This is a genomic window from Rhodococcus sp. JS3073 (genome assembly GCF_026810085.1).
In the GTDB taxonomy this organism is placed as follows: Bacteria; Actinomycetota; Actinomycetes; order Mycobacteriales; family Mycobacteriaceae; genus Rhodococcus_F; species Rhodococcus_F wratislaviensis.
Map to the genome: position 1 here is coordinate 1996037 of NZ_CP113951.1, position 18391 is coordinate 2014427.

1 protein-coding gene is annotated in these 18391 nt (G+C 65.8%); it reads right to left on the reverse strand.

Translation table 11 applies throughout. The features are described 5' to 3' along the window. Positions 1 to 17: 17 nt before the first annotated feature. On the reverse strand, positions 18 to 18209 hold the full coding sequence (locus OYT95_RS09355) for a non-ribosomal peptide synthase/polyketide synthase (protein WP_442972550.1): 18192 nt from the start codon (positions 18207 to 18209) through the stop codon (positions 18 to 20). Positions 18210 to 18391: the final 182 nt, after the last annotated feature.

Below are 18391 nucleotides of genomic sequence, written 5' to 3' on the forward strand. Positions count from 1 at the left end.
TTCGTCTGATCTGTTCGCTATTCGGTTTGTTCCCTCAGTGCCTCGTTCAAGATCGGGCCGACGACGGCGAGAGCGTCGGGTGACGTCATCTGCCAATGCGTGACTGCCACGGCGTGGTTGTGCACCACCCCGGTGACGGCATTCTCCCATCCGCGGGCCGCCCTCGCGCCGGTGGCATCGTCGGCCGCCGCGGTGAAGAACACAATGTCTCCGTCGAAGCATGCAGGCCGGTACTCCGACATCAACCTCGAGTTTCGGTCCGCCGCCGACTCGAGTTGCCTCACGACCTTCTCGGTGTGTTCTACGGAGTGTCCGGACATTTCGGCCAGCGCGACAGCGATACCACCGAGGCTCGGGTCGGAGATGCGCTCGACTACTTTCTCTTCGATATCGAACCCACCCAGCAACTCACTCACCGAGACATCCGTGGGCGACCCTTTCTCGACCGCCGTCGCGCCGGAGAAGCTGTCCATCATGGCCAGCAATTCCACACTCTCGCCGGCTGCCTGAATCCGGACCGCCATCGCATGCGCGATGACGCCGCCGAGTGACCAGCCGAGCAGTCGGTACGGCCCGGATGGTCGGATATGGCGGATCTCACGGACGTAGCGGTCCGCAAGTTCGTCGAGAGACTCCGGAAGATAGCTGTCTTCGAGAATCGACGGGCTCTGGATGCCGTAGATCGGCAGATCAGGGTCGAGGTACTGACGTAGACCCGAGTAACACCAGGACAGTCCGACGATCGGATGAATACAAAACAGCGGCGTCGCTTTACCGTCCGCACGGATCGGAAGCAGCGGCCCGAACCCTTCCCCTGCCGTGCCCGTGGCCCCCTTCTCGATCCGAGCGGCCAATGCTTCGACGGCGGGATCGGTGAACAGCCACTGCAACGGAACTGCCGCACTCAGGTCTTGCTTCAATCGGGCGACGATCCTGGGCGCGACCAGGGAATTGCCGCCCAACGCGAAGAAGTCGTCGTCCAGCCCCACCTGTTCGACACCGAGAATGTCGGTGAAGGCCGAGGTCACGATTCGCTCGACGCGCGTCGTCGGCCCCCGGAACTCCCGCTTCGTGAACTCAGGGGCGGGCAATGCGTTCCGATCGACCTTGCCGCTCGCGGTCAGAGGCAATCCGTCGAGCACCATCAGCACGTCCGGCACCATGTACTGGGGCAGCGACCTGCCTGCCGTGGCCCGAACCGATTCCATGTCGACCAACCGACCCCTCGCGGGGACCACGTACCCGACCAGCTGCTGACCGAAGTCGCCGTCGTGCACGATCACAACGGCCTGCGCGATCGACTGCTGTGCCACCAGCGCGGTCTCGATCTCGCCGAGTTCGATACGCAGCCCCCGGACCTTCACTTGAGAGTCCTGCCGACCCAGATACACCAGCTGTCCGCGTGGGTTCCACTTGACCACGTCCCCGGTGCGATAGAGACGCGTCCCTGCTGCCCCGAACGGATCGGCCACGAATCGCTCCGCCGTCAGCCCCTGGCGGCGATGATAGCCGCGAGACAGCTGCACTCCTGCCAGATACAGCTCTCCTTCGACCCCGGCGGGCACCGGGTGGAGACGTCGATCCAAGACCAGTGCGGTGGTGTTCCATACAGGTGCACCAATCGGTACCGATTCCCGCTCGAGTCCGTCGCATCGGTGGGACGTCGCAGTGACCGCATATTCGGTGGGACCGTACTTGTTGTCGAGACGAGCCTTCGACCGCGACGCGCATCGCTCGGACAATTCCACCGGCAGTTCTTCGCCACCGGCAAAAACACACCGCAACGAATCCGGTAGACACGCCTCCGGATCGGCGAGGAGCGCCGCCAGCATCGACGGTACGAACGCGGCCACGGTGACACCGGACTCTTGCATCAGTGACAGCAGATAGTCCGGATCCCGATGCCCGTCTGGACGCGCGACGATCATCCGGGCACCGACGGCCAGCGGAACCAGTAATTCCCACATCGACACGTCGAACGTCACCGGCGTCTTCTGCACCACGACGTCGGAGTCGTCGAACTCGTATTCGGCTGCCAACCAGGACATTTGGTTGACAATCGCGCGGTGGCTGACCGAAACCCCTTTGGGTCGTCCGGTCGATCCCGATGTAAAGATTACGTACGCCAGATTCTCGGGCCGCGCGGACGTCACGACTTCGGACTCCCCGACCGGCTCGGACGAATACACCGACAAATCCAGGGCGTCGACGTTCAGCACCCGATTCCGGGACGTGTCGAATCCGTCCCGGGAGGTGGACAGGACGCACACGGGTCCTGTGGTTTCCAGGATGTAGTCGTTGCGTGCCGGGGGTTGATCGGGGTCCAACGGCACGAATGCAGCACCCGTTCGGAGCACCGCGTAGATTCCCGTCACCAACTCCAGCGACCGGCGCATCCCCAATGCCACCAACGACTCCGGTCCCACACCCTCGTCGATCAATCTACGAGCCAATCGGTTCACCCGGGCAGCGAACTCGGCATACGACAGCGACTCGTTGTCGTACACGATTGCCACCGCGTCCGGTGTTCGGGCTACCTGCGCATCGAATCCGTCGAGCAGCAGTCCATCCGGGACGTCGTGTCCTGTGATGTTCCATTCGCGCAGCATCTGATGCCGCTCGTTCTCGTCGACGATCGAGATGTCGCCCACCACCATCATGGGGTCATCCACCACCGCTTCGAGAATTCGCACGAACCGCCCCGCGATCTCGCGCACCGTCGCGGCGTCGAAAACGTCCGTCGCGTAGGACAGCCTTCCCACGAATCCACCCCCGCCATCTGCCGACTCACCCACAGTCATCGACAGGTCGAACTGCACCGCTTGCCGATCGACCTCCACCGGCGAGACCGTCAATCCCGGAAGCTCCACCGCAGGCCGACCGAAATTCTGAAACGCCAACATCACCTGAAACAGCGGAGAGAACGACTGAGACCGGATCGGATTCAGCCTTTCCACCAATCGCTCGAACGGAACATCCGCCCGGGAGAACGCCGCGAGATCGACATCGCGCATCCGCCTCAGTAACTCCGCGAACGATTCGTCCGGCTCGTACCGAGTCCGCAACACCAACGTATTGACGAACATGCCCACCAGATCGTCCAACGCCGCATCACCACGGCCCGCGATCGGCGACCCGATCGCGATATCGGTCGCCCCACTCAGCCTCGCCAAGAGCACCGCGAACGCCGCATGCACCACCATGAACGGTGTCGCACCCGCCTCTCGCGCCAGCGACACCAGACTCGCCACCGTCGCCGCCGGGACGGTGAAATCCACGCTGGAACCGAGGCCCGACCGCACCGCCGGGCGTGGCCGGTCGGTAGGTAACGCCAGCGCATCCGGCAGCCCCGACAACGCATCCGCCCAGTACGCGATCTGCTGCGACATCAACGATCCCGGATCGTCCTCCGAACCCAGCACCTCCCGCTGCCACAACGCGTAATCCGCATACTGCACCGGCAACGGCGTCCAGGACGGCTCATGCCCGGCGTGCCGGGCGGCGTATGCCACCAGCATGTCTCGGGCCATCGGTCCGGTCGAGAAACCGTCCGCGCAGATATGGTGCACCACCACCGCCAAGACGTGCTCGGACTTCGACACCCGGTACAGCGCCCCGCGCACCGGAACCGATTCCGTGACCTCGAAGCCCGCCGTGAGCAATGCGGCCACCCGCATCCGCAGCTCTTCCTCGTCCGCGACCGGAATCGGCGTCAGGTCCATCGACACTCGCGGCGCATGCACGATGCTCTGCGTCGGCCCCTGGTCCGAGTCCGGGAACACCGTCCGCAAGGCCTCGTGTCGAGCGAACACGTCGAGCACCGAAGCCTGTATCGCTGCCACATCCAGTTCACCGGACAGGCGGACCACAAGCGGAATGTTGTATGCCGCCGACTCCGGGTCGAATTGGTTGAGGAACCACATCCGCTGCTGCGCCAACGACAACGGAATCCGCGCCGGCCGCACCCGACGCGTCAACGCCGGCCGCCCACCCTCACCAGCATGCTGCTCGGCCCGCACCGCCAGCGCCGCCACCGTCGACGCCTCGAAGATCACCCGAACCGGCACACGGGTGTCCAACGCCGCACCCAACCGGGACACCACCTGCGTCGCAACCAGCGAATTACCACCCAACGCAAAGAAATCGTCGTCCAGACCGACCCGCTCGAGCCCCAGCACCTCCGCGAAAATACCCGCCACGACCTCCTCGACCGGCGTGGTCGGCGCCCGAAACTCCCGAACGACGAACGACGGCGCGGGCAACGCCCGCCGGTCGAGCTTCCCACTGGGATTCAACGGCAACGCGTCAACGACCACCAGCACGTCGGGCACCATGTATCGCGGCAGCGATGTGCGCACCGCCTCGCGTGTCGTCTCGACGTCGACGGTTCGCCCGCTGGTCGGCAGCACGTACCCGACCAACTGTTGACCGAAGTCACCGTCGCGCACGACCACGACGGCCTGGTTCACCGATTCGTCTGCCGTCAGCGCGGCCTCGATCTCCCCGAGTTCGATCCGCAGGCCACGTAGCTTCACCTGGAAATCGGTGCGACCCAGGTATTCGAGGTCACCGTTCGAATTCCACCGCACCAGGTCACCCGTGCGGTACAGCCGCTCACCGGAGTCGGCGAAGGGATGGGCGACGAATCGTTCTGCCGTGAGCGCCCCGCGGGCGTGATAGCCGCGGGCGAGCTGGATTCCGGCGAGATACAACTCCCCCGGCACGCCGACGGGCACGCGGTGTAACCGGCGGTCCAGCACGAACGTGCGGGTGTTCCTTATCGGTCTCCCGATCGGTATCGGACCCGACACACCCCGCAGACAGCGGTGCACGGTCGAGGTCACCGTGGCTTCCGTCGGACCGTACGTATTGTCCAGCGCCGCCTCGGTGCGCGCGGCGAACCGAGCGGCCGATTCCGAGGGCAACGCTTCACCGCCGACCGAGACGTACCGCAGCGACCGCGGCAGCGCGAGCGACGATTCCGCGAGGAACAGTGCGAGCATCGACGGCACGAATTCCAGGATCGTGACGTGCCACCGGTCCGACATCCGCATCAGGTATTCGGGATCACGATGTCCGCCAGCCGCGGCAATCACCAATCGGGCACCGGCCTGCAGTGGATAGAACAACTCCCACACCGACGCGTCGAACGTGATGGGCGTCTTGTGCAGCACCGTGTCGCGATCGCCGAGCGCGTAGCGGCTACGCATCCATGCAATCTGGTTGACCACCGAGCGGTGGCTGATCGCGACGCCTTTCGGTCGCCCTGTGGAGCCGGACGTGAAGATCGCGTAGGCGAGGTTCTCGGGCCGCAGCGGCGCCAGCCTGGACGCGTCGGTCACCGTCTCCGAGCCGAAGTCCGACAGGTCCAGGATGTCGACTTCGTCGGCGTCCACCGACGCCGGCAGGTCACCGCGGTCCCAGGACGTGGTCAGCACCACGTCGGGTTTCGCGGTCGCAATCATGTACGCGTTGCGGTCTGCGGGATGCTCCGGATCCAGCGGCAGGTACCCGGCACCGGCTTTGAGCACGGCGTAAACGCTCACCATCATCTCGAGGGAGCGACTCATGCCCAGTCCCACCAGCGACTCCGGTCCCACCTCTCGTGAAATCAAGTATCGGGCCAGCCGATTCGCGCGAGCATCGAACTCGGCGTAGGTCAACGACTGTTCCTCGAACACCACCGCCACCGCATCCGGCGTCCGGCGTACCTGATCGTCGAAGAGCTGCACCAGGGTCCCGCCCCTGACATCCACGGCTGTGGCATTCCATCGATCCATCGCCGCGCGCTCGTCGACGCTGCGCAACTCGATCTCGCCCACCGGTATGGTCACATCGCGTGTGACCGCCTCGAGGATGGTGACGAGTTGGGTCGCGAATCGGGCGACCGTCGATTCCCGGAACAGGTCGAGCGCATAGACGATTGATCCCTCGACTCCGGTCCGATGCCCCGCGGAATCCGAGGTGTCGGTGAAGTGGATCTCGAGATCGAGTTTCGCACCGACGTAGTCCGTTTCCAGAGGGGCGATCTCCAGGCCGGGCAGAGTTACCCTGGACCGGACGAAATTGTGAACCACCAGCAGTACCTGGAACAGTGCTGAATGGGCCGTGGAGCGCATGGGATTGAGGACTTCCACCAGACGTTCGAGCGGAACGTCGGGGTTGCCGAATGCGGCGAGGTCGACTTCCCGGACCTCGGCCAGAACATCGGCGAACGACATTGCGGGGTCGACGCGGCTGCGCAGCACCAGAGTGTTTCCGAACATCCCGATGAGGTCGTCGAGTGCCGGATCGCCGCGTCCGGCTATCTGTGTGCCGATGGGGATGTCATCGGTTCCGCTCAGGCGGGCCATCAGCACCGCCAACGACGCATGGACCACTATGAAGAAGGTCGAGTTGAATTCTCGTGCAAGGTGATCGATACGCTCGGCCAGATCTGAACTCAGGGTGAAGCCGACCTTGGCGCCGCGCGGCGATTGCACTGCCGGACGCGGTTGATCCGTCGGCAACTCCACCATCTCCGGCAGATCTGCCAGAACGTCGGTCCAGTACCGCAGTTGTTCCGAGATCGGCGACGTCGGATCGTCCTGCGCGCCGAGAATCTCCCGCTGCCACAGGGTGTAGTCCGCATACTGCACCTCGAGTGGCGACCAGCCCGGTTCGTGCCCCTCACGCCGCGCGGCATACGCCACCACGATATCGCGCGACATCGGCGCTACCGAGCCGCCGTCGCTGGAAATGTGGTGCACTACCATCGCCAGCACGAACTCGTCATCGTCGAGCTGGAACAGCTTCACGCGCAACGGGACTTCCCGGGCCACGTCGAACCCGCGCCCGACGAAGTCGAGCACGAGGGCATGCGCCTCGTCCGGAGCGACCCGCTCCGGCGTCACACTCAGCGCGAGCGCCGATGTGGGGACGATTACCTGAGACGGCCCGTAGTCCGAGTCCGGGAACGTTGTGCGCAACGCTTCGTGCCGGTCGATCACGTCGACCAATGCGGTCTGCAGCGATTCGATGTCCAGATCACCGGACAGCCTGATTACCAGAGGAATGTTGAAGGCCGCCGACTCCGGGTCGAACTGGTTGAAGAACCACATCCGCTGCTGCGCCAACGACAACGGAATCCGCGCCGGCCGCACCCGACGCGTCAACGCCGGCCGCCCACCCTCACCAGCATGCTGCTCGGCCCGCACCGCCAGCGCCGCCACCGTCGACGCCTCGAAGATCACCCGAACCGGCACACGGGTGTCCAACGCCGCACCCAACCGGGACACCACCTGCGTCGCAACCAGCGAATTACCACCCAACGCAAAGAAATCGTCGTCCAGACCGACCCGCTCGACCCCCAGCACCTCCGCGAAAATACCCGCCACGACCTCCTCGACCGGCGTGGTCGGCGCCCGAAACTCCCGAACGACGAACGACGGTGCCGGCAACGCCCGCCGGTCGAGCTTCCCACTGGGATTCAACGGCAACGCGTCGAGCACCATCACCTGCGACGGCACCATGTAGTTCGGCAACGTCTCGCCCACCCTGGTGCGCAGAACCTGCGGGTCGAGGGCGACGTTGGTATCGGGAACTACGTATCCCAGCAGTTGTTCACCGGTATGGGGATCGTTGCGCAAGACCACGACGGTCTGCGCGACTCCCTCGCATCTGCTCAGCGCTGCCTCGACCTCACCGAGTTCGATCCGCAGACCCCGCAATTGCACCTGTGAGTCGATTCGCCCGACGAAGTCCAGTCGTCCGTCTTTCGTCCACCGCACCAGATCGCCCGTGCGGTACATCAGGTCGCCGGAACCCCCGAAGGGATTGGCCACGAATCGAGCTGCCGTGAGTGCACCGCGGGCGTGATAGCCGCGGGCGAGCCCACGGCCCGACAGATACAGCTCGCCGATCACGCCGACGGGAGCCGGATGCAGCCTCGCGTCGAGGACAACCGCTCCGGCGCCCTCGATCGGGGTGCCGATCGTGATTCGTTCCTTCGGAACGAGCGCATCGGTCATGGTGATGATGATGGTGGTCTCTGTGGGACCGTAACTGTTGAAGAACCGACAGGCGGGTGCGAACTTGGCGACCAACTCCGGCGGGCAGACGTCGCCGCCGACGACCACGGCCTGGAGTTCCTCGAGCCCGTCCGGGTCGACGATCCCTAGGGCCGCCGGCGCTGTGATGATGTGGGTGACCCGCTCTACGCGCAGCAACTCCGCGAGCTCGCCGCCACCGATGATCTCGGGTGGAGCGACCACCAAGGTGGCTCCGGCACTGAACCCCGCGATCATCTCGAACACCGATGCATCGAAGCTCGACGACGAGAACCTCAGCACCCGCGAGTTGCCGGTCAAACTCAGTTCGAGGCGGGTGTCCGAACAGAACGATGCCAGCCCGGCATGGGTTACAACGACGCCCTTCGGGACCCCGGTCGAACCCGACGTGTAGATCATGTAGGCCGCAGTGGACAACGCCACCGGCGCACCGCGCTCGGCGTCGGTGATCTCTGCCGCCGACAACTCGTCGCACAGATCCTGCACCTCGCCCGCCGTGGGTACCAGCCAGGCAACCTTCCCCGGAAGCGATGTGGTTTCGGCACCGGTAAGCCCGATGACGGCCCCGGAATCGACCAGCATGTACTCGATCCGCTCGGCCGGCAGTTTCGGATCGACCGGCACGAACCCGCCACCCGCCTTCGCGACCGCCCACACCGAAACAACTGATTCGATGGACCGAGCGAAGGACAACGCGACAAATGTCTCAGGACCGACACCCCGCGATATCAACACTCGGGCCAGTTGGTTCGATCGGGAGTCGAGGTCCGAATACGACATCTCCACGCCACCGCAGGTCAATGCAACACCCGAGGGGTTCGACGCGACGCCGGCCGCCAGAATTTCCGGCAACGTCCGTGGCCCTACCCGCAATGGCTCAGGGGCCGCAGCCGCGAGCACGCGTTGCCGCTCGGCCGGACCCAGCAAGTCGACGTCGCCCACCGGGACGGACGGATTCTCGACGACCGCCTCGAGCACCCGCACAAACCCCTCGGCGATCCCGCGCACTGTCGCAGCATCGAAGATGTCCGCTGCATACGACAGCCTCCCCGCATACCCACCCCCGGCCGCGTCACTCACAGTCATCGAGAGGTCGAACTGCGCAGCCTCCCACTCGACCGCCACCGGTGACACCGTCAAACCCGGAAGCGCCACCCTGGACGGCACGAAATTCTGGAACGCCAACATCACCTGGAACAACGGCGAGAAGGACTGCGATCGTAGTGGATTCAGCTTCTCCACCAACCGCTCGAATGGCAACTCAGCCCTGCCGAACGCCTCGAGGTCCGAATCGCGTACCCGCCCCACCAGCTCCGCGAACGACCGACTCGGCTCACAATCGGCTCGCAGCACCAACGTATTGACGAACATGCCCACCAGATCGTCCAACGCCGCATCACCACGGCCCGCGATCGGCGACCCGATCGCGATGTCGGTAGACCCACTCAACTTCGCCAACAGCACCGCCAACGCCGCATGCACCACCATGAACGGTGTCGCACCCTGCTCACGGGCCAGCGCCGCGAGACGCACCATCGTCGCCGCCGGCACCGCGAAATCGACACTCGCACCCACCCCCGACCGCACCGCCGGACGTGGCCGGTCGAGCGGCAGAGCCAGCACGTCCGGCAGACCCGCGAGCGCATCAGCCCAGTACTCGAGCTCCTGCGACATCAGCGACGTGGGATCGCCCTCGGAGCCGAGAACGTCTCGTTGCCACAGGGTGTAATCCGCATACTGCACTGGCAGCGGGGTCCACGACGGCGCGTCGCCGGCTGTGCGCGTGGAGTACGCGTGCACCAGATCGCGGGCGAGTACCTGGATCGACCACCCGTCGATGCTGATGTGGTGCACCACCATCACCAGCACGTGTTCGTCAGGAGCCTCGCACCGCACCAGTGTCAGAGCGATCGGGATTTGCGTGGTCACGTCGAATCCGTGTGCCACTGCCGCTCGGATCCGTGTGTCCAGAGCAGCGGCCGGGACGACGTCGGGCACAACGTCGATCAGATCGCCGGTCGCGGCGTGATCGACCGGCAGCACCAGCTGATACGGGCCGTCCGAGGATTCGGGATAGATCGTGCGCAGCGATTCGTGCCGTTCGAGGATGTCCGCGGCCGCCCGGCGGAGTGCGTCGACGTCGAGGGAGCCGGACAGCCGCAGTGCCGCAGCCACGTTGTAGGCACTCGACGTGGGGTCGAACCGATTGAAGAACCACACTCGGGTCTGAGCCAGGGACAGGGGAAGCCTGTCCGGCCTCGGGCCGGACGCGAGCGCGGGACGCGGTGCCGTACCGGCGTGCGTCCGGTCGACTACCCTGGCCAGAACCCCGACGGTGGGCACCTCGAACAGCGACCGCACATTCAACTCGGTGCCGAGCTCCGCGTTGATCCGGGCTACCACACGGGTCGCGATGAGGGAGTTGCCCCCGAGATCGAAGAAATTGTCCGACATACCGATCCGCGGAGCGCAGAGCACGTCCGCGAGAATCTCTGCGAGAACGTACTCGGTCGGGGTGCCGGGCGGGACGAATTGCGCCGAACTCGCGAACTCGGGGACCGGCAGTGCCTTGCGGTCGAGTTTGCCGTTCGCTGTCAACGGCAGTTCCGCGAGCACGACCAGCGCCGACGGCACCATGTACCGGGGCAGCACCGTTGCGGCTGCGTCGAGTAGCGCCCGCTCGTCCGGGGACCTGCCGGGCGCAGGCACCACGTATCCGGCGAGGTAGTCGCCGGTGGACCCGTCGTTGCGGGCCAGTGCCACCGCCTGTGCAACATCTGCGTGCCGGAGCAGCGCCGCCTCGATCTCACCGAGTTCGATGCGCTGGCCGCGAAGCTTGACCTGAAAGTCCGTGCGGCCCAGGTATTCGAGCTGCCCGGTCGGCAGCCACCGAACAAGGTCACCGGTGCGGTACAGCCGACTACCCCCTCGCACAGTTCCGCCGGCCGCGACGGGGTTCGCGACGAACCTGTCCGCCGTCAGATCGGACCGGGCCTGGTATCCGCGGGCGAGCTGGACGCCGCCGATATACAACTCCCCCGCTACCCCGATGGGGACGGGACGTAGGCGTCCGTCGAGTACATACGTATGGGTGTTCCAGACCGGCGCTCCGATCGGCACGGTGGACTCGTCCGGCCCGGTCTCGTAGGAGGTCACGTCCACCGCTGCCTCGGTGGGACCGTACAGGTTGTGCAGCTCCGCCCCGCTCACCCGGTGCAGATCCGCCGCCGTCGCAGGCGGCAGCGCCTCACCACTGGTGAACACCCGGCGCAACGAACGGCACCCCTCGACATGCGCCTCCGCCAGGAACACCGCGAGCATCGACGGCACGAAGTGCACCGTGGTCACGGATTCTTCGCGGATCACCCGCTCGAGATAGGCGGGGTCACGGTGCCCGTCCGGCTCGGCGATCACCAGCCGCGCGCCGGTCTGCAACGGCCAGAACAACTCCCATACCGACACGTCGAACGTCGCGGGGGTCTTCTGGAGGACCACGTCGTCGTCGCTCAGCGGGTACCGATGCTGCATCCACAGCAGCCGGTTGACGATACCCTCGTGCGGCACTGCCACCCCCTTGGGTCTGCCCGTGGAGCCGGAGGTGAAGATGACATACGCAAGGCTTCGTGCGTGCAACGGCCCCAGCCGGTCCCGGTCCCGGATGGGGTCATCGGAGAGCGCCGATACATCGAGGGTGTCGAGGTCGAGGGCCGGAACCTCGGCGGGCAGCGCGGCGCGATCCGAGGTGGTGGTGAGAACGACGACCGGACCGGCGGTTGCCACGACGTATGCGATCCGCTCGGCCGGCTGGTCCGGGTCCATCGGAACGTACGCGCCGCCGGCCTTGATCACCGCGTAGATTCCCACCAGCATATCCATCGAGCGTCGCACCGCTACACCCACGAGCGATTCGGGGCCCACACCCCGGCTGATCAGGAACCGCGCCAGTTGATTCGCGCGGGCATCGAACTCTGCGTACGTCGACACCGCCCCCTCGAACACGACGGCGGGGGCGTCGGGCGTGTGAGCCACCTGCGCGTCGAATAGTTCGCCGAGGGTGAAACGCGGCACCTCGTGTTCCGTTGCATTCCAGGTGTCGACCACCAACTCCCGTTCCTTCGGAACGAAAAGGGCGACGTCGCCGACCGGTGTCTCCGCGTCGCGCGCGATGGTCTCGAGAATACCGATCACGCGCGCCGCGAGTGTCGTGACGGTATCGCGATCGAAAATTCCGTGCTGGTAACGCAGGCTCAGCCGCAGTCGAGGTTCGAGGATCGACAGCAGGGTGATCGGATAGTGCGTGGCGTCACGCGCATCGAGAGCGGTCACTCGCATTCCCGCGATGTCGGTGTGCTCGTCGAATCCGGACTTGTCGACGGGGTACGACTCGAACACCGACAACGTGTCGAACAGGTTGCCCAGACCCAGGCGCGCCTGGATGTCACCGAGGCCGAGGTAATGGTGATCGAGCAGGGAAACTTGCTCACCCTGGAGGCGGGTCAGCAGCTGCGCACACGTCTCGTCCGGGTCCATCCGCACCCGCACGGGCACGGTGTTGATGAAGAGCCCCAGCATGCTCTCGACAGCGGCCAGCTGCGGCGGCCGACCCGACACGGTGGCACCGAACACCACGTCTCGACGGGAGAGCAACCGGGACAGCAGTATTCCCCACGCCGCCTGGACCACGGTGTTCATGGTGACTCCACGGCGCGCCACCACCGTGTCGAGCGCACCGATCAGGTCCGCGGGCAGCGCGATGTCGACTTCACCCGGCACGCCGTACTGTTCCGAGGACGCCTGGGGCGCCAGCAGTGTCGGCTCGTCGAGCCCCTCCAGCGCATGCTCCCACGCGCGGAAGGACGCCTCCCTGTCGCAGGTAGCCACCCATTCCAGGTACATGCTGTACGGCCGGGGCTCCGGAAGGGCTGGAGCGTCGTCCGTGGCATAGCGAACCAGTAACTCGCGCACCAGTAGTGGCATCGACCATCCGTCGAGGATGATGTGATGATTCGTCAGGGCCAGCACGTACCGGCCCGGTGCCGTGCGGATCAACAGCAGACGCACCAGCGGGGGGCGGGCAAGGTCGAATCGGGCGACGCGGTCGTCGTCGAGGAGGCGCTCGAGTTCCTCTCCGGCCGCCGACCCGTACCCGGTCAGATCCACCTCACGCCACGGCACGTCCACGGTGTCGACAACCAACTGCGCCGGGATACCGTGGTCGTCGAACTCGAATGCGGCACGCAGATTGGCGTGGTGTGCGAGAACGCCGGCGGCGGCACGGCGCAACCGCGCGGAGTCGACCGCGCCCTCGAGGTCGATGCGCAGTTGCGCGGTGTAGATGTCCAGCGAATCGGCGGCCAGCGTCGAGTGGAACAGCAGCCCGGACTGCAACGGGGACAGCGACCAGATCTCCCGCAGCCCCGGATGCGAGTGTTCCCAACGCTCGATCCGACTCTGGCTCACCGTGACCAGCTGGCAGTCGGACGGTGTCAGACCACCCGCGACGGGCTGAACAGTGTGAGCGGCAAGACCGTCGAGGGCGCTTCGCCACAGATCCGCGAGGGTTGCGACGTCGGACTCGCGGATCACCCCGGTCGGATACGCGAACGATGCCGTCAACCGGGGTCCCTCGGGGCTGTCGACGACCATCGCGTTGATGTCGATCACCGCGGCCACGGCCATGCCGGATCCGCTCGCTGTATTCAGGTCGGGCGCATCGGGGTCGGGCATCCAGCCGAGATCCTGCAGGTCGCCGAGGTGTTGCACGCCCATGCGGCCCAGGTAGTTGAAACTGATCTGCGGCTCCGGAAGACCCCCGAGAATCGGCCTCGCGCTCTCGTCGAGATGCCGGAGCAATCCGAATCCGACGCCACGGGCAGGCACCGCGACGAGTTGTTCCTTGACGGTTTTGATCACCACACCGGCAGCGTGTCCACCCTCGAAGGCCCCGCCGAGATCGACGGCCGGCAGATCGAGCCGGACAGGGAAGGCGCTGGTGAACCAACCGACGGTACGTGCAAGATCCGCGCCGGCCACGGCCTCCTCCTCGCGCCCGTGGCCTTCCAACGTCAGCAGCACCGAACGTTCGTCGATCCCGTGCGAGTGTCGCCACTGCACAACCGCCATCGCCAGCGCCGACAGGAGTCCGTCGTTGACGCCGCAGCCGAACACATCAGGAAGTCGGGCGAGCACCGCATCGGTCACTGCAGAACTCACGTCGATGTGCACCCGCCCGGTAGTGCGCATCGTGTCGATCGTGGGCACGATCGGACGTGTGCCGATCTGTGGGTCGGGGCCGCCGAGAACCTCTCGCCAATAGGGCAATTCGGCTCTGTGCGCTCCTCGATCTGCCGCGTCCTGCAGCCCATACGCCCAGCGGCGGAACGACGTGCCCACCGGGGCCGGCGCCGGCGTCTGCCCCGCGCCCAGCTGCAGCCACGCCGTCGCGAGGTCCGGCAACAGCACGCGCCACGACACACCGTCCACCACCAGGTGATGCGCGAGAACCAGCAGTCGGCCTGGTGCACCCGCACATTCGGAGACACACCACACCAGCTGAAGCATGATCCCGTGTTCCGGGTCCAGGCGAGCCGCCGCCGCCGCACACTCGGCGCTCACCACGTCGGTGAACGCACGGCTACCGGGTGCCGCCGCCGTGACGATCCTCGAAATCCGATCGCCGGCCGGCACACTACCGGCAGCCATCGTTTCGAACGCCCAGGTACCGTCACCGTCAGGGACGAACTTCGAACGCAGGGCATCATGATGATCGAGCACCGCCGCGAGCGTCGCACTCAACCGATCAGGATCGACATCCGAGGGCAAGGTCAGCAGCAGCGCCTGGAAGAAGTCGTCGAAGGGGCCCCGCTCGAGCATCGAGCACATGATCGGCGTCGGCGGGATACGCCCGACGCCGCCGCCCTCGAGCTCCTCGAGGACGACCGCCGATTCTGCCTCCACCGGCACCGCCACCGCGGCGATTCCGGCGATCGTCTTGTGCTCGAACACGGCCCGCGCACTGAAGCTGAGACCGAACTCCCTGGCTCGGGCGGCGATCTGCATCGCGACGATGCTGTCGCCGCCGAGCGCGAAGAGACTGTCGTCCACACTCACCCGGTCGAGGCCGAGCGCCTCGGCGACGAGACCCGAGAGCTGCTCCTCCGCCGGTGTCGACGCGGCGCGGAACTCGTGTTCAGCTGATCCGAAGTGTGGTTGAGGCAGTTCACTGCGGTCGAGTTTGCCGGCCGCCGTCACCGGCACGTGTTCGAGCCGCATTACCACCGACGGGATCATGTGGGACGGCACGATTTCGGCGACGCCCTCGACAATCGCGACCGGATCGAATTCACGACCGGTGTCGAGGCGCACGTACGAGACCAGCGCCGTCGTGCCGCCCGCCGTCCGATGAACCACCGTCGCCGCGAAGTTGACGCCGTCCTGGGCGAGCAGTGCCGAGTCGATCTCGCCGAGTTCGATGCGGAAGCCACGAATCTTGACCTGGGTGTCGGACCGGCCGACGAACTCGAGCGTGTAGTGCCCCGCCCCGGTTCCCTGAGACGACCGCACCCAGCGCACCTCGTCACCGGTTCGGTAGAGCCGCGACCCCGGCTCACCGAAGGGGTTGGCCACGAATCGGTTCGCCGTCAGCCCGTGCCGATGGTGATAGCCGCGTGCGACTCCGGGGCCGGCGAGGTAGAGCTCACCCACCACCCCGACGGGCACGGCACGGAGCTTGCGGTCGAGCACCACGACGCTCGTACCCTGGATCGGCCGGCCGATGGAAATCGGTGCGCCCGGCGTCAGCGGCTCACCCGCGGTGATAATGATGGTCGTCTCGGTCGGCCCGTAACTGTTGGTGAAGCGGCACACCTGCCCGAACCGCTCCACGAGGTCGGGGGTGCACACGTCCCCGCCGACCACCACCGCCTCGAGATGTTCGAGCCCACGCGGATCGACTGTGTTCATCACCGTGGGAGCCGTGACGATGTGGGTCACCTGCTGTTCGCTCAGCAGGTCGACGAGGTCGCTTCCACCGTGCACCTCAGGCGGGGCGACGACCATCATGGCACCGGCGCTGAAGGCCTGGATCATCTCGAACACCGAGGCATCGAAGCTGGCCGACGAGAACCGCAGCATCCGCGATTCGTCGTGAATGCCGAGTTCCGGGCGGGCGCCGGCCGCGAAGTTCGACAGACCGCTGTGGGTGACGACGACCCCTTTCGGAAGCCCGGTCGATCCCGATGTGTAGATCATGTACGCGGGGTGGTGGACCGACAGCGGGGCGCGGCGATCCACGTCGCCGATCGCCGTGCCCCGCTCGCGGTCACAGCGGGCGCGCACCTCGTCGTCGTCGAGGACCAGCCAGTGAATCCCGTCGGGCAGTGTTGCACGCAGTTCGTGAAGCGTGAGCCCCACCAGTGCCCCCGAATCGGACAGCATGTGCGCGACTCGCTCGGGTGGGAGCTTCGGATCGACAGGTACGAAGGCGGCCCCGGTCTTCGCGACCGCCCAGAACGCGACGAGTGACTCCGCCGACCGGGGAAGACTCAGCACGACGAAGGTTTCCGGCCCGGCCCCCGATTCGATCAGTAGTCGCGCCAGTTGATTGGATCGCTGGTCGAGCTCGTGGTAGGTGATCTCCCGTCCCGACGCCCGAATCGCGACTGCGTCCGGTGAGGAGGCAACGCCGGCGGCCAGCAAGTCGGGGAGGAGCCGCTCCGGCTCTGCCCGCGGACCGCGACATGGCACGAGATCCGCGCGTTCGTCGGCATGCAGCACATCGAGAGCGGCGATGCGGTCGGTGGCAGCTGACGCGGCGAAGGCGGCAAAGAATTCGAGGAACCGGGCATGGTGACCGCGCAGCTCCTGTTCGGTGTACAGATTCGGGTTGGCCTCGAAGTCGACCTGCGCCACGTCGCCTGCGACACCGGGATAGATGTTCACTGCGAGGTCCTCCACCGGACCGGTGGTCAGCACGTGGAGCCGGCCGATCGACGGACCGAGCCGAATCTCGTCGTGGAACATCATGATGTTGATCGACGGCCCGAAAAAGCCGCGACGACCACCCAGAACGCCCGCATCACGTCGTATGTCCTCGTGCCGGTACCTCTGGTGACGAAGCGCTCCGGTCAGCGCCAGTTGTGTACGTCTCATCAAGTCGACGGACGTCGTTTCGTCCCCGACCGAGAGTCGGATCGGAAGGACATTGGAGATCATGCCGCCCGAGCGGCGCAACCGGGCGGTGGTGCGTGCCGAGACCGGCAAGCTCAACACCACGTCGTCCTGGCCGGTCAGGCGGGAAAAGAATGCAGAGACGGCAGCGACCGCGGCTGTCGCGAACGTCGCCCCGGGTTCCCGGTCGGTCAGACCCTGCAGTGCGGCTGTCGTAGCGGCGGACAGCGGTGCGCTGCTCACCAGCGACGGCGCGCCGATCTCGGCCGCCCGCCCGGCGAGGCTGATCGTCGGGGGAAGATTGCGGCTGCGCTCGGCCCAGTACTTGCGGTCCGTCTCGAACCGGCTCGACGTGCGGTAGCGCGCCTCTTCTTCGACGACCTCCCGCAATCCACTCGCGGTGAACTCGGCCGGCGGGCGACCCTCGACCGCCGCGGTGTACAGCTCCGCGGCACGGTTCATGAACGTCATGGCGCCGAAGCCGTCGAGGGCGATGTGGTGAATTCGCGAGTACCAGAAGTAGCAGTCGTCGGCGACGCGCAACATTGCCGAACGGATCAGCCGATCATGGAGGAGATCAATCGGGTTGCTGCATTCGGCGCGCATCCACGCGAGAGCTGCAGCCCGCGGATCAGGGTCGGAACGAAAGTCGAGATGCGTCATCTCGAAGCCGAGCGACTCGTCGACCGTCTGGAGCGGCTCACCGTCCCACTCGACGATTCGGAGCAGTCCGGTACCGAGTTCCCGGAGGGCGGCGGGTCCGATACGTGCGAGCAGGCCGATGTCGAGATCAGCGATACCGACCTCGACGTACTGAGCAATGACGATCGGAACGTCGCCCAGCAGGTGCTGGGCGAACCACATTCCACGCTGAGCGGCGGAGAGTGGGAACAGCTCGGACGGCCATACAACATTCGCCATCACCGTGTCCGAAAGGACCGAAGTCGTATCGAAATCGTCCAGCGATGACACCCTCGGCCCTCGGCAATCCATATATCGACACTGAAGCGCGCGAAGGGGAACACCCATTTCACTCAGCTGCGGCTATCGACTCCTCTTTCCGACGCTACCCGCGGCCCAGCCGCCGACGCGATACCTCGCTCCGTTGATACCGCGCGGTCTCTAAATCTCGGCGATCAGAGAAGAGCACAACAAATGGTTTGTTTTGTGCATCA

Excerpts from the sequence above, each read along its gene's own strand:
- OYT95_RS09355 (WP_442972550.1), bottom strand. The coding sequence starts at position 18,209 with ATGGATTGCCGAGGGCCGAGGGTGTCATCGCTGGACGATTTCGATACG.